Source organism: Pedobacter sp. ASV12, from assembly GCF_016429155.1.
Taxonomy (GTDB): Bacteria; Bacteroidota; Bacteroidia; order Sphingobacteriales; family Sphingobacteriaceae; genus Pedobacter.
In genome coordinates this window covers 34080-47004 of record NZ_JAELUC010000001.1, presented here as the reverse complement: position 1 = coordinate 47004, position 12925 = coordinate 34080, and the positions used below count along the sequence as shown (strand labels likewise).

The window sequence follows — 12925 nt, the reverse complement described above, 5'->3', positions numbered from 1 at the left end:
TTTGGTTTTTTGATTTAATACTTAGCCTTCTATTGCGTAAATGTCGCTTTCACGCATAATTAGATAATCTTTTCCGTTATAAGGAAACTCAGTGCCACCATATTTACCATAGATAACTACATCTCCGGCTTTTACAGTAGGTTTTTTGCCTTCCGAATCTTCTTCAGAAACTGAAATCACAGTACCTTTTGATGGTTTTTCTTTTGCCGTATCCGGAATATAGATTCCCGATGCTGTTTTTTCTTCGGCTGCAGCAGGTTCAACAATCACTCTGTTTGCTGTGCCGGCAACTGGTTTAAGATTTAATGACATAAATACGCTTTATTTTTAGTTTTGATAATTAATTTAACTCGTATGCAATAATACGATAAAATAAAACGAACAGTTTTTGTGCCAAGCTGTTTGCGCTTGACAAATTTGCACGCACTGGCAGAGAATGGTTTGCCGGAGCGATTTAAGGGGTGTCAGACTGGCAGAAAAACCGAGGTAGGAAGTGCCAAACTGCGAATTGATGCCCGCTATTTTTGGTTGGCTTTGAGCTCCTGCTCTCTCATCTTCAAAATCCTGTTTTTTCTTCTGAAATACCTCACGAGAAAAACGATAGGCAATACTAAAACCGCTGCCATAAATAGCTGATAGACGGTTAGTCCGATTTCGGGTGAAAAAAGATCCATAGTTAATGTAGTTTGTTGGGGTTGCCCACAAAAGTGCCGAATAAATTTTGAATAGTGTAGGCTATAGACAAAAAAACTCCTGAGGTTTGCTCAGGAGTTTTTTTTATTTCAATGGAGTGAAATTATTTCTTGGTACTGTCGCCAGCTTTAGGCGTAGCCGCTGGAGTAGTTGTAGATTTTGCAGGTGCATTGCCACCAATAATTGGAGGAGTTGCGGCTTTGTTGATCTGCTCATCGATTTTAGAGCCAGTGCCTGCAACGCCGCTTCCAGACTTACTGATACTGGTAATGGCCAATGAAGCTACTACGATCAGGGTCAACAAAATCCAGGTGCCTTTTTCTAAAACGTCGCCCGTACGTTGTACGCCAAACATGTTGCTGCCTGCGCCTCCGGTAGCCAAACCACCGCCTTTTGGATTTTGGATCAATACAAAAAGTCCTAAAGCAACACAAAAAATAACTAATAAAATGATTAAAAAGGTTACCATATATAAATAAGTTGTTAAATTTTCTTTTCTAAAGATTGGATAAGGTCGGCAAAGTAACGGCTTTTTTCTGGAAACTTCAAACTTAATTTTTCATAAGTGTCTATCGCCTTGTGATAAAGCATTTGTTCGATGTAAATAGAGGCCAGGGTTTCCGAAACCAGATCATAGTTGTCTTCGGCGCTTTTCTTGGCCTTGTTCTCGTTGTTGATCTGTTCTGGCTTTGGCGGACCGATCTGAGGTTCGCTTTTGATGAATGCCTCGATAATTTCGTCACCCTTGTTGGCGGGTCTTTCTGCCATTTCGCCGTCGCCGGCCTCATTGGCATTGAACGGTGTTTGGATATGGAAAATGTGCTCTACATACTGGTGCTGCAAATCGCCGGTAAGTGGTGTCGGATCAGTTTTTTTAGGCGTTACGTAAGGCTGAAAAATCTGTTCGTGTTCTTTGCGCGTTTTGGCTAGCCACCATAAAAAGGTGTAAGGCAACTTGTCGTCGTTATACTTGCTTACCGTTTGCGCTTCGGCTTCTTGGTCGTATTCTTCGGGTTGTACAATCGGGGTGGCTGTTGTTGCGGTGTCGCCCTGCTCGGTTTTAAAGTTTTTTTCAAAGGCGAAAAAATCTGTAGCCACAATGCTGCCAATGGCCATGTCGTTGGCAATAGGGGCTGTTTGGGGTGCAGTAGCTAGGTTGTTAGCTACGGCTTCGGCTTCGGTTTCTTCCTGCTCTGGTGCAAACTCCCTGGCATCAAGTTCGGCTATTTCGTCGAAAGTTTCCTGTTCGTCGGCAGGTTGCCCCACCACGTTTTCGGCACTTTCCTCTTCGCTTGGGTTTGCTTGCGTTGGTAAAGTCTCCAGCTCTGCAATTTCGTCGAAGGTTTCTTGTTCGTCGCTTGGCATTTCGGCTGGTGCCATTGCTACTTCGGCTATTTCATCAAAGGTTTCCTGTTCATCGGTTAAGCTGGCTGGCTGTTCTTCTTTCAGGGGGTGAACCACCTCAATGGCCGTAGTGGTTAGGCTATCGGGTCTGTAAATAATTTGATGCAATAAGCTGCCGTTGTTGTAAAGCGCCGCGGTAGCCAACTGGTGCTCATGCCCCGTGCTGCCCAAACTGGCTTTAGCCAAGAGCAGGTGAAGGGGCTGATAATAGGGATAGGCCTTGGTTAAATCGGCCAACATAGCGACATGTGCCTGCGTTACCAAAGTTGGTTTTGCAAGTAATTCGGCTAATTGTTGTTTAATTTCTAAGTCCAACTCCATGCAGCTAAGTTAACAATTGAAAGTTCAATTCCTTTACCATTGTGCAAAAGCACGGTTAAAAATGTTCTCGGTAAGCTTTACGTTTACCTCTTTAATCAGCTTTTGCTGTTGCGAAGCAAGGGTTTGTCCCGACAAAGAAAAATCGGTAAAAGCAGTGAAAACCTCATCAAAACTTTGTTTTCTTTTGCCGGTATCTACGTTGTTGATATATTTCATGCTCACCGTAATGGTTAAACGGTTGGCGCCTGCCACGGGACGGGTATTGTCTTGTATGGCAATAGGCTTGATTTCGTAACCTGTAATACGGCCTTCAAATACCGCGTCGGCATCGGTGTTTTGGGTTATAACCAGCCTGCTTTGGTTACGGATGCGCTCTTTGAGGTCTTCGGTAAGGGTTTGGCTGAGCGTAGGCTCTACCAAAGGCGCATTGTTTTCGATATATTTCACATATACCGTTTTTAATCCCTCGGTTGATGCGCCGTTAAACTTGTAGCCACAGCCTGCCACCAGCAGTACCACCAAAAAGAAAATGAGTTTTTTCATAGCCTAGAGATTTAATTCTTTGATTTTTCTGTATAAAGTACGCTCCGAAATGCCCAGTTCCTGTGCCGCAAACTTGCGTTTGCCCTTATGTTTCTTTAGCGCTTTTTTGATCAGGTCTGATTCCTTGTCAACCAGCGATAGCGACTCTTCTACTTCCTCCGCATCGTGCGCGTAGTTGAAATCGGAAGGAATACTATTAGTTGGATGTTTAATGGTTAGGGTAGGTTCGCTGCTCAGCGGCTGCAGGTCTACATCCTGGTACAATTGGTTGATGTACTGCGGGTTATCGGCTACGATGTGTGCCGTGTTGCCGCCATTCTGGATGATTTCGGCAACCAGTTTTTTCAGCTCTACCATGTCTTTCTTCATATCGAACAGCACTTTGTACAAGATATCCCTTTCCGAAAAATCTTCTTTGCTGCTGCCATTAATGGCCATAGGCAGGTTGTTGGCCTGTTCGTTGGGTATGTATTTGAGCAATGCCTGGGCGGTTACGTTTCTGTCTTTCTCTAAAACGCAGATCTGCTCCGCAATATTTTTCAGCTGCCTCACATTTCCCGGCCAGCTGTAGTTGCTCAGCATTTGGACGGCATCTGGTTCCAGCTGTATGCCCGGACTGCGGTATTTGTCGCTAAAATCGGCTGCAAACTTGCGGAAAAGCAGGTAAACATCCTCTTTGCGTTCGTGGAGCGCCGGAATGCGTAAAGGCACGGTGTTTAAGCGGTAATACAAATCTTCGCGAAACTTGCCCGATTTTACCTGATTGTACACGTCGACGTTGGTGGCCGCGATAATGCGCACATCGGTTTTTTGCACCTTAGAGGAGCCTACGCGCAGGTACTCGCCGCTTTCGAGCACGCGTAGCAAACGCGCCTGGGTGCCCAAGGGCAATTCGGCTACTTCATCTAAAAAAATGGTACCGCCGTTGGCTACTTCAAAATAGCCTTTGCGGGCTTCATGTGCGCCGGTAAAAGAGCCTTTTTCATGGCCAAATAATTCAGAATCAATGGTTCCTTCGGGTATGGCACCGCAGTTTACCGCAATAAAAGCACCATGTTTGCGGGTGCTCATCTGGTGAATAATGTGCGAGAAAACTTCCTTGCCGCTGCCGCTTTCGCCGGTAATCAATACCGACATGTCGGTTGGGGCAACTTGCCTGGCAATATCTATGGCCCGGTTAAGCAAAGGCGAATTGCCGATGATACCGAACCTGTTTTTAATGTCTTGTATATCCATTCTTTAGTATTGAGATGTGAGATATGAGATTTGAGACCTGTCTCTTGTCCATCGCTCTACCTTTAATCTAATTTTTTACAGCCTCATACTGCCAACTGTATCTAAGCAATTCGACCTATTAAAGTGGCCGAGGTACAGCTTTCGATGTAAACGTTGGCGTATTCGCCTGGTTTTACCGAATCGCTAACCGGGAAAACGACCATGGCGTTCTCGTCGTTGCGGCCGCGGTATTCCTTATCCGATTTTTTAGAGAAGCCTTCAATCAGCACCTTAACGGTTTTGCCAACGAATTCCTCTAAACAAGCCAATGAATCTTCCTGTTGTTTTTTGAAGATCTCGGCCAGGCGACGGGCTTTCACGTCTTCAGGTACATCGTCTGTGTATTTACGTGCCGCCAAGGTTCCCGGGCGCTCCGAATAAGAGAAGGTATAGGCAAAATTATACCGGGCATAATGCATAATGCTCAAGGTATCCTGATGCTCTTCTTCGGTTTCGGTGCAGAAGCCGGCAATGATATCCGATGAAATGGCGCAACCCGGAATAATCCTGCGGATGGCATCGATACGTTCCATGTACCATTCGCGGGTATAGGTGCGGTTCATCAGCGCCAAAATCCTCGAATTGCCCGATTGCACCGGCAAATGGATGTAGTTGCAGATGTTATCGTGCTTGGCAATGGTATAGAGAACCTCGTCGGTAATGTCTTTAGGATGCGACGTAGAGAAGCGAACCCTTAAATCGGGGCTGATGGCGGCCACCATGGTCAGCAGCTGCGCAAAGTTAACGGCATCTACCTCATCGCCACTGGCTTTGGCCATGGTTGCCGGTAAATCTGTTTTGTTGATCAAGGCCTCCAACAAAGCGTCGCCGGTTAGGGTGTTCATTTCGTCGGCTAGGTCGGTAGCGGTGGCTTTGGCCGGTTGGGCCTTGCTCCAGCGGTACGAATCGACGTTTTGGCCCAAGAGGGTTACTTCGCGATAGCCTCTGTCAAACAAATCCTGGGCTTCGGCTACAATAGAAAAAGGATCGCGGCTCCGTTCGCGGCCACGGGTAAAAGGTACTACGCAGAACGAACACATGTTGTCGCAACCCCGCATAATCGAAATAAAGGCCGTGATGCCATTGCCAGTTAAACGAACCGGACTAATATCAGCATAAGTTTCTTCGCGGGAAAGGATGACGTTTACCGCTTTGCGGCCATCTTCTACCTGATTGATCAGTTGTGGCAAGTCGCGGTAGGCATCGGGGCCTACTACCACGTCAACCAGCTTTTCTTCTTCCAGAAACTTGGCTTTCAACCGTTCGGCCATGCAGCCTAAAACGCCCACAATCAGCTTGGGGTTTCTTCTTTTTTCGACACCAAACTGCGACAGGCGATTGCGTACGCGCTGTTCGGCATTTTCGCGGATGGAGCAGGTATTGATAAAAATCACATCCGCCTGATGGTAGTCGCCGGTGGTTTCGAAGCCGGTATCGGCCAAAATCGAAGCCACAATTTCGCTGTCGGCAAAATTCATCTGGCAGCCGTAGCTTTCAATATACAGTTTCCTGCCGTCGCCCTTTTGCTGGCTTTCCAGTAACAAGGCTTCTCCCTGGCGTTCTTCGTCGTGTTTCTTGTCGCTAAGCTGTAAATCTATCATCAGTAATTATCAAAATTAAGGGCATCAAAAATACAAAATATAATTTATAAATGACAAATTGTCAGCCTAAAAATCGGCTCTCCTTACAATTGGCAAACAATATGGTGCTGTTTGTTGTATTAGATAAGGATAAAAACAGATTATGCCGACTAAAAAACGCAACTTCAAAAAAATAGCCTGGTGGGCGGGCGGCGTATTGCTTGTGCTCATTGTATTGTTGGGCGGCGCCGCCATTTACCTCGGACAAAAATGGAAGCCCCTGCTCAGCACCAAGCTCAAAGCAGGCGTGGCCGAAGCCTCCAATCAATTATACCACATCGATTTTAAGGATGTCCACCTCAACCTGATCAGTGGCAATGCGGTGCTCGACAGCATTACGCTCAGCCCCGATACCAATGTATACAACCAGCTCAAACTGCAAAAGAAGGCGCCTACGCATTTGTTCAGGATCAAGCTGGCGCACCTGAAACTGAGCAGGGTAGGTATTTTGGGTGCCTATTTTAACAAAAAAATCAAAATGAATGCGATTGTGCTCGATCATCCTTCTATCGACATGATTTACCATAAAGTGGCCAAGCGTGAAGCGAAAAAGGACGACCGGACGCTTTATCAGCAGCTTTCGAAAAGCATCAGGTCTATCAGGATTGGCAGTATCAGGATTGTTGATGCCGATTTCGATTATTACAACGGCACCAAAAAGCTTAATGCCATTGAGCACCTGACCGTTAATGTGCGCGATGTACTGATTGATTCGCTGGCCGACCAAGATAGCACCCGCGTTTTTTATGCCAAGGATATGGGTTTTGCGCTGAATGGCTATCAGTCTGTTACCAAAGACAAAATGTATACACTCAAACTCGATACTTTGGAAGGTTCCATCAGCAAAAAGACTTTAAAGATAAGAGGCCTCAAAGTAATACCCAGGTACCCCGATTTGGCCTTTAGCCGGATGTACAAGGAACAGAAAGACCGCTACGATTTAAATTTTAAAGCAATAAACCTAAGCGGAATCGATTTTGTTGGGCTGAATAACGATGGCGAACTGCATGTTAAAAAACTGGAGCTTGGTCCGGCAAAAGTGGGCGTGTTTATGAACCGCGAACTGCCTCCACCTAATTTTGACAAGGGCCGCAACTATCCGCATGTGGCCATCAAGCGCTTACCCATCCAAACTTTGGTCGACACCCTGCAAATAAACCAAGTTGATGTAGCTTATACCGAATACAATCCGCAGGCCCAAGAACGGGGTACGGTAAGGCTCGAAAACCTGGGGGGACGTATCCTAAACGTCACCAACGACTCGACCAGGTTGCTTACCCATGGCCATGCGCTGGCCAATTTAACCACTTATGTGATGGGCAAGGGCAAAATGAACGTGAAGATAGATTTCGACCTGAATGCTGCCGATGCTGCTTTTGACTATACCGGAACTGTGGGGCCATTCAACCTGCAGGTGCTTAACCCGCTGTCTAAATCACTAGGGTTGATCGAAATTGAAAGCGGTCAGGTGCAAAAGGTGGATTTCGCTGTCCATGCCAATGTGAGGCGATCGAGCGGCAACATGCGCTTTTATTATACCGATTTGAAGGTCAAACTTTTGAAAAAGGATGATGAAGGGCAGAAAAAAGAAAAGGGCTTGCTTTCTTTTCTGGCCAATGCCTTGCTCATTAAGAACGACAATCCGAGTAAAGGCGAAGCAGGAAGAACGGCAAAAATTGCTTATGAAAGGGTACCCCAGGCATCTTTTTTTAACCTGATGTGGAAAAGTGTTTTCTTGGGCATGCGGGAAACCGTGGGCATTGGCATTGTACCGATGAAAAAAATGCCGAACCCCAAATCGGGGCCTCCCAAAGCGCAAAGCAAAAAGGAACGCGAAACACCAAAGAAGAAGAAATCTTAAAAAGATCCTAAAAGAAATCGCCTTGACGCTAGATCCATTGTCTTTTTTTGGTGGGTTTGTGAACAATAACGAAAGTAAGGACAAATCGTGTAAATTTATAAGTTGCGGGTGCAATCCAGAATATTCATCTATACTTATGTTGGAAATTATATTTTAAAAAAACTGAGTTTATCTACTAGATTTGCAATAATCATATTAACGCCCATGAAAAAAACGCTCATATTTTTTCTACTAATCTTAAGCGTTTTTGCATACGCACAGGATGCTGTACAGTTCGAGCGAGCTAAAAGCTACGAACGACTAACTCTCACGAAAGAGGGGTTTGACAAACTGATCAAATCTATAAAATACTATCATAAAGGGAATTCACTAGACAGTACTGGTTTATCTAGGAGATACAGTATCTCCTGTGAAATAGGGCGCAATAGTGAATCTCAAACACTAAACGATTTCTCCCAGATTGAAAAGTTAGATCTTGACGGCAAGGATTATACGAGTTTACGCATTAATTATTTGGACCTATATCAGCCAATCAGTTCAATTTACCTTAAATTTACTTCTTATGATCGTAGTTTATCAATAAATGGAACAGATCAACAAAAAGTTAATGCCTTATTCAGAGAGTTAGATGAACAGCTTACAGCGAGTGAAGATTTTCTCAGTTATATAAATTGGCCTGCTATTTTGTCAACCGTCCTTTTTTCTCTTTTTATGTGTGCCCAGGTAATTTATTTTCAAATTAAAGCCCAAGACAATAATCCGCAGAGTCTAAGGCTAGTCAAAACAATAAAGTCAATTTGTATCGGGTATAGCTTGCTTTGGATTATATTTGGTTTGTCACCATTAAAAATAGCCGATTTATTTCCAGAGTTTATCCTGACAGCGGAAGGGACTCATTGGTGGGACAGATATGGTAATTTTATTGGGGTATTTTCTTTCTTGGGTACAACTCTCTACGCTGTTATAAGGTTCTTTAGCAAATTGTTTATATCGACACGTGCCTCTGCATCTATTAATACTGCTGCTGAACAAGAGGCGAGGTAAATCCAGAGAACTAATTTTGAGTTTAAACTCAATCTTAATTGCCTTTGTTTTTCTGAAAGGAGCATTGTTGATCTTTTGTTGCGTTTGTTGCCGTTCTTCAGTTGCGAAAGCCATGAAGAAAGCTAATGTTAGTATAAAATCAATCGGTTTCTTGTATATTGGGGTGCACAAAGATGGAAACCAATAAGATGGCCGAAAGACCAAGGCGTAAACTCAAGCTCTTCAAATGGATAGCTGCGATACTGCTTTTTGTAGTGTTGGGCCTGGCTAGTGCCTCATGGTACCTCAGCATAAAGCTGAAGCCCATCATTGGCAAAGAGCTTAGAGCGTTGGTTCGCACCTCTACCCATGGGCTATACAGCCTTGATTTTGCCAACATTCATACCAATTTTATAACTGGCACGGCTACCATTGGCGAGGTCAGGATTACGCCCGATACCACTGTTTTTAAACAATTGATTGCCGCGCAAAAAGCGCCTAACAACCTTTACTATATCCGACTGAAAAAGTTGTCGGTCAAAAGATTTAAGCCGTGGTCTATTTATTTCGACAAGGTGGTAGACGTAAAATTGTTGCTGTTCGATAAGCCGGAAGTGACCATGGTAAACAGGCATTTCGATTTTAACGACAACCTGCCGCCAAGGCCGCGCAAATCGCCATACGAATACATTGCCAAGCTCTTTAAGTCGTTGCGGGTAGAAGTAGTCGATTTTAAGAACATGAAGCTGAAATATGTGGACAATAATGGGCCGGTACCCGAAATCGATTCGTTAGCCAACATGAATGTGACCCTCAAAGATTGGCTCATCGATCCAACATCGGCACAAGACACCAGCCGTTTGTACCTGCTCAAAGATATCGACATCAACATCAGCGATTATACCTATGCCACGCCCGACAGCATGTACCACCTCAACGTGCACCAGCTCGATTTCAATGCCAAGAGTGGCAAGCTCAGCCTCAAGCATTTTGGGGCAGTGCCCAGGTATAGCGAAGGAGCCTTTGCCCGCGTGGCGGGCTATGCCAAATCGCGTTACCATATCCAACTGGATAATCTGGTTTTAAATGGCATCGACCTGCCTGCCTTTATCCAAAAAAAAGCGCTTTATGCCAATGACATGCATATTGCCGAAGGCAACGTTTCGGTGTTCAGGAACAGCACTTTTCCCAAATTGGAAAAAGTAAGAACCGGCCGGTTTCCGCAACAGTTGCTGCAAAAACTCGATCTGCCGATCAGCATTAAAAAGGTAAGCCTGGGCAATATCAACATCAGCTATGCCGAGTTTAGCAGAAGAAGCCTGCAAAAGGGCAAGATTACTTTCGAGAAGACTTCGGGAACCCTTAGCAATATGACCAATATGCCTAAGGTAAAAGCGGTGCAGCCCATCATGCAGGCCGATTTGCAGAGCTACATCATGGGGCAAGGCAAATTGGAGATCAGCTTTAAATTCGATTTGAACTCGCCCATTGGTGCTTTTAGCTACAAAGGCAACATTAGCGATATGGATGGCCGTAAGCTCAATCAGGTTTCCAAAGCATTGGGTTTGATGCAGATCAACAAGGGAACAATCAAGCAATTTGCCTTTGATATAGCGGCCAACGAGCAAGAAGCCAAAGGCCAGGTTAAGTTCAGATTCAGTGATTTGTCACTTACCCTGCTTAAAAAAGAAGAAGGCGAGGAATGGCTGAAACGCAAGGCGCTGCTTTCTATTTTGGCCAATGCCTTGGTTATCCGCTCAGATAATCCCGATTCGACTGGAAAATTCATCATTGCACCCGTTCAGTTTGAGCGCAAACCCACCAGTTCTTTCTTTAATTTTATATGGAAAACCCTTTTTCAGGGTGTCAAATACAGTATCGGCGTTACGCCACAAAAAGAAGCCGAAATCAGGGCTAAGATTGCATCTTTCGAACAAATGAAAGGCGATAGGGAAGAGCGTCGCAAGCGCAGGCAGGAACGTCGCGAACAACGTGAAAGGGAAGAAGCCAATCGGTAATAGAAGCGCTATACCTCATGGATTTAACCGATGAGGTATAGCGAATATCATTAAACTACCCAGTTCCAGCCAAATTGGTCTGGTGCCAGGCCGTAGCGAATATCGTTTAGTTTTTTGGCAATGGCAGGCGAAATGGTGCGTGTACTTACATCAGCTAAGGTGTAAAGCTCGCCATCGTAGCCGATGCTGCCAATTTGGGTAACCGTTGCGGCAGTACCTACGGCAAAGGCCTCGGTTAAGCTGCCGTTTTTGGCGCCTTCCAAAATCTCGGCAATCGACACTTTTCTTTGCTCTACTTCAATGCCCATTTCTTTGGCCAGTACAATGATCGTATCGCGGGTTACGCCATTTAAAATGGTTTCGCCAACGGCAGGCGTTACCAGTTTGTTGTTCAAAATGAACATCACATTGGCCGCGCCTGATTCTTCTACGTATTGGTGCGTTGCCGAATCTGTCCAGATCAGCTGGTCGAAGCCTTCTTTTTGGGCTTCGGCAAAAGGATGCAACGAACGCGCATAGTTGCCGGCGGTTTTGGCATAGCCTACGCCACCTTCGTTGGCACGTGTATAGTGGGTTTCGATTTTTACTTTCAGGGCCTTGTTGTAGTAAGGGCCGCTTGGGTTGGCTAATACCACAAATTTATAGGTGGCGCTTGCCCTTACGCCCAATTCGGCGTCGGTGGCAAACATAACCGGCCTCAGGTACAAAGAGTAGTTTTCTTCGCTGGGTACCCAAGCCTTGTCGATATTGATGAGGCTGGCAATACCTTGCATAAACACTTCTTCTGGGATGGTAGGCATAGCCATGCGCGCGGCCGAAATGTTGAAACGCTCAAAATTTTTGTCGGCCCTAAATACGCTTACCTCGCCGTTTGGCAACCGGTAGGCCTTCATTCCCTCAAAAATGGCTTGTCCATAATGCAAAGCAGAAATGGCCGGGCTCATGGCAATTGGGCCATAAGGCAGGATTTCAAAATTCTTCCATTCGCCATCTTCAAAATCTGCAACAAACATGTGGTCGGTGAAGACCTTTCCGAAAGGCAGCACATTGAAGTCTGTTTCCCCCAGCCTCGAGTGGCTGGTTTGTGTAGTCTTGATTTGTAAGGTATCTATCACGGTTTTAAAGATTTATTGTTGCAAAAGTAGGGAAAAAACGTGTTTTAACGTAATTTATTTGTCATTTCGAAGTGTTTTGAGCACACTAAGCACCCACGATTTTCCCCATTCCTCTATTTGTTCTTCGGTCCACAAAAAAGGATAAAAAATGCGTTTTTGGAAACGTGGCGGCAGGTATTTTTGCCAATTGGTACCGCCGGTAGCCGCAATGTCGACCGGATCCTTCTCCAGGTAGCGTACGGCCGACTTGTAGTGCGACAACGGCCATTCTACGTTTACATACAAATCCAGTTTGCGCAACTCCTCGGCCAGTTCGCTAACGTCGGCGCCTTGGCTTTCCAGCCGCTGGTACAGCGCGGCAAAATTGCTGTGCTCGCGCGCTTTGGCCAGTTGCAGAAACTGGGTGGCATATTTTTGGATAAACTGTTTAAGGGTAAGTGTTTGTTTGCCGGTAGCCAGTTCGGTAGCGCCAAATTTCCAATAAATATACTCGAACTGCTCGTCGATGCTGGCGTTTTTCAAGGCCTCGCGCTGGCTCTTGTCAACCAGCTGGGTAAAGTTGGTGGCGCTGATTTCTATCATGCGGTACTGGCCCGACTGGAAACCGCTGGCTGGCAACAACGACATACGGAATTTGAGGAACTGCTCTTTTTCCATGCCGTTTACCATCACTTCGAAAGACGTAGTGAGTGCATTGAAATAGGCGTTGATGCGCTTGATCCGCTCGGTAAAAAACTGCGCCGTAAGTTGCTGATGTTCTGCGATTTGCCTGCACTCATGTAACGAAAGCTTGAAATAGAGCTCCGTAATCTGGTGATACATGATGAAAATTTCCTCGTCGGGGAAAGGTGTTTTGGGGCTTTGCAGGCTCAGGAGCGTGTCCAGGTGGATGTAGTCCCAATAGGTGAGGAAATCGGCATACAAAAGGCCGTCGAGGTAAGAGGCCATGTCCTGGCCCATAGCCTCGTATTTTTCTTGAAGCTTGTCTAGCTTGTGCTTGATTTCTGGCGTAAAATCCATGGTGATATATTG

General features: G+C 45.5%; 12 protein-coding genes. 3 read left to right on the top strand and 9 right to left on the bottom strand.

Annotated features, from left to right (window positions below; all coding sequences use genetic code 11):
- Positions 1-21: 21 nt before the first annotated feature.
- The 7 genes from JHD69_RS00225 to JHD69_RS00195 all read right to left on the bottom strand — a co-directional run bounded on the left by JHD69_RS00225 (position 22) and on the right by JHD69_RS00195 (position 5837).
- On the bottom strand, positions 22-312 hold the full coding sequence (locus JHD69_RS00225) for a co-chaperone GroES (protein ID WP_199136075.1): 291 nt from the start codon (positions 310-312) through the stop codon (positions 22-24).
- Positions 313-518: 206 nt separating this feature from the next.
- Positions 519-674: a hypothetical protein gene (locus JHD69_RS00220; protein ID WP_199136073.1), complete on the bottom strand. Its 156-nt coding sequence runs from the start codon at positions 672-674 to the stop codon at positions 519-521.
- A 122-nt stretch (positions 675-796) separates the two neighbouring features.
- The gene (secG, locus tag JHD69_RS00215) at positions 797-1162 is read right to left on the bottom strand and encodes a preprotein translocase subunit SecG (protein ID WP_199136071.1); all 366 of its coding nucleotides are present in this window, start codon (positions 1160-1162) and stop codon (positions 797-799) included.
- Positions 1163-1176: 14 nt separating this feature from the next.
- A complete protein-coding gene (locus JHD69_RS00210; protein WP_199136064.1) occupies positions 1177-2418 on the bottom strand; it encodes a hypothetical protein in 1242 nt (413 codons plus the stop codon).
- 33 nt (positions 2419-2451) lie between these two features.
- Positions 2452-2961: an LptE family protein gene (locus JHD69_RS00205; RefSeq protein WP_199136062.1), complete on the bottom strand. Its 510-nt coding sequence runs from the start codon at positions 2959-2961 to the stop codon at positions 2452-2454.
- 3 nt (positions 2962-2964) lie between these two features.
- Positions 2965-4197, bottom strand: a complete 1233-nt coding sequence (locus JHD69_RS00200; protein ID WP_199136060.1) for a sigma-54 interaction domain-containing protein — start codon at positions 4195-4197, stop codon at positions 2965-2967.
- A gap of 101 nt (positions 4198-4298) precedes the next feature.
- Positions 4299-5837, bottom strand: a complete 1539-nt coding sequence (locus JHD69_RS00195; protein WP_199136058.1) for a MiaB/RimO family radical SAM methylthiotransferase — start codon at positions 5835-5837, stop codon at positions 4299-4301.
- 142 nt (positions 5838-5979) lie between these two features.
- Here JHD69_RS00195 and JHD69_RS00190 point away from each other — a divergent pair, with 142 nt between their 5' ends.
- The 3 genes from JHD69_RS00190 (at position 5980) to JHD69_RS00180 (ending at position 10778) form a co-directional block, all read left to right on the top strand.
- Positions 5980-7737 carry a hypothetical protein gene (locus tag JHD69_RS00190; protein ID WP_199136056.1) on the top strand — a complete coding sequence of 586 codons (1758 nt, stop codon included), beginning with the start codon at positions 5980-5982 and terminating at the stop codon, positions 7735-7737.
- 204 nt (positions 7738-7941) lie between these two features.
- Positions 7942-8781 carry a hypothetical protein gene (locus JHD69_RS00185; protein ID WP_199136054.1) on the top strand — a complete coding sequence of 280 codons (840 nt, stop codon included), beginning with the start codon at positions 7942-7944 and terminating at the stop codon, positions 8779-8781.
- 173 nt (positions 8782-8954) lie between these two features.
- Positions 8955-10778: a hypothetical protein gene (locus JHD69_RS00180; protein WP_233165592.1), complete on the top strand. Its 1824-nt coding sequence runs from the start codon at positions 8955-8957 to the stop codon at positions 10776-10778.
- Between the two features lie 50 nt (positions 10779-10828).
- On the opposite strand, the gene JHD69_RS00175 is transcribed toward JHD69_RS00180, so the two are convergent.
- Together JHD69_RS00175 and JHD69_RS00170 are read right to left on the bottom strand one after the other, a co-directional pair.
- Positions 10829-11893, bottom strand: coding sequence for a branched-chain amino acid aminotransferase (locus JHD69_RS00175; RefSeq protein ID WP_199136052.1), 1065 nt, complete (start codon positions 11891-11893; stop codon positions 10829-10831).
- 54 nt (positions 11894-11947) lie between these two features.
- Positions 11948-12913 carry a tryptophan 2,3-dioxygenase family protein gene (locus tag JHD69_RS00170; protein WP_199136368.1) on the bottom strand — a complete coding sequence of 322 codons (966 nt, stop codon included), beginning with the start codon at positions 12911-12913 and terminating at the stop codon, positions 11948-11950.
- Positions 12914-12925 lie beyond the last annotated feature (12 nt).

Excerpts from the sequence above, each read along its gene's own strand:
- JHD69_RS00225 (WP_199136075.1), bottom strand. The coding sequence starts at position 312 with ATGTCATTAAATCTTAAACCAGTTGCCGGCACAGCAAACAGAGTGATT.
- JHD69_RS00190 (WP_199136056.1), top strand. The coding sequence starts at position 5,980 with ATGCCGACTAAAAAACGCAACTTCAAAAAAATAGCCTGGTGGGCGGGC.
- JHD69_RS00195 (WP_199136058.1), bottom strand. The coding sequence starts at position 5,837 with ATGATAGATTTACAGCTTAGCGACAAGAAACACGACGAAGAACGCCAG.
- JHD69_RS00200 (WP_199136060.1), bottom strand. The coding sequence starts at position 4,197 with ATGGATATACAAGACATTAAAAACAGGTTCGGTATCATCGGCAATTCG.
- secG (WP_199136071.1), bottom strand. The coding sequence starts at position 1,162 with ATGGTAACCTTTTTAATCATTTTATTAGTTATTTTTTGTGTTGCTTTA.
- JHD69_RS00170 (WP_199136368.1), bottom strand. The coding sequence starts at position 12,913 with ATGGATTTTACGCCAGAAATCAAGCACAAGCTAGACAAGCTTCAAGAA.
- JHD69_RS00210 (WP_199136064.1), bottom strand. The coding sequence starts at position 2,418 with ATGGAGTTGGACTTAGAAATTAAACAACAATTAGCCGAATTACTTGCA.
- JHD69_RS00205 (WP_199136062.1), bottom strand. The coding sequence starts at position 2,961 with ATGAAAAAACTCATTTTCTTTTTGGTGGTACTGCTGGTGGCAGGCTGT.
- JHD69_RS00220 (WP_199136073.1), bottom strand. The coding sequence starts at position 674 with ATGGATCTTTTTTCACCCGAAATCGGACTAACCGTCTATCAGCTATTT.
- JHD69_RS00180 (WP_233165592.1), top strand. The coding sequence starts at position 8,955 with ATGGAAACCAATAAGATGGCCGAAAGACCAAGGCGTAAACTCAAGCTC.
- JHD69_RS00185 (WP_199136054.1), top strand. The coding sequence starts at position 7,942 with ATGAAAAAAACGCTCATATTTTTTCTACTAATCTTAAGCGTTTTTGCA.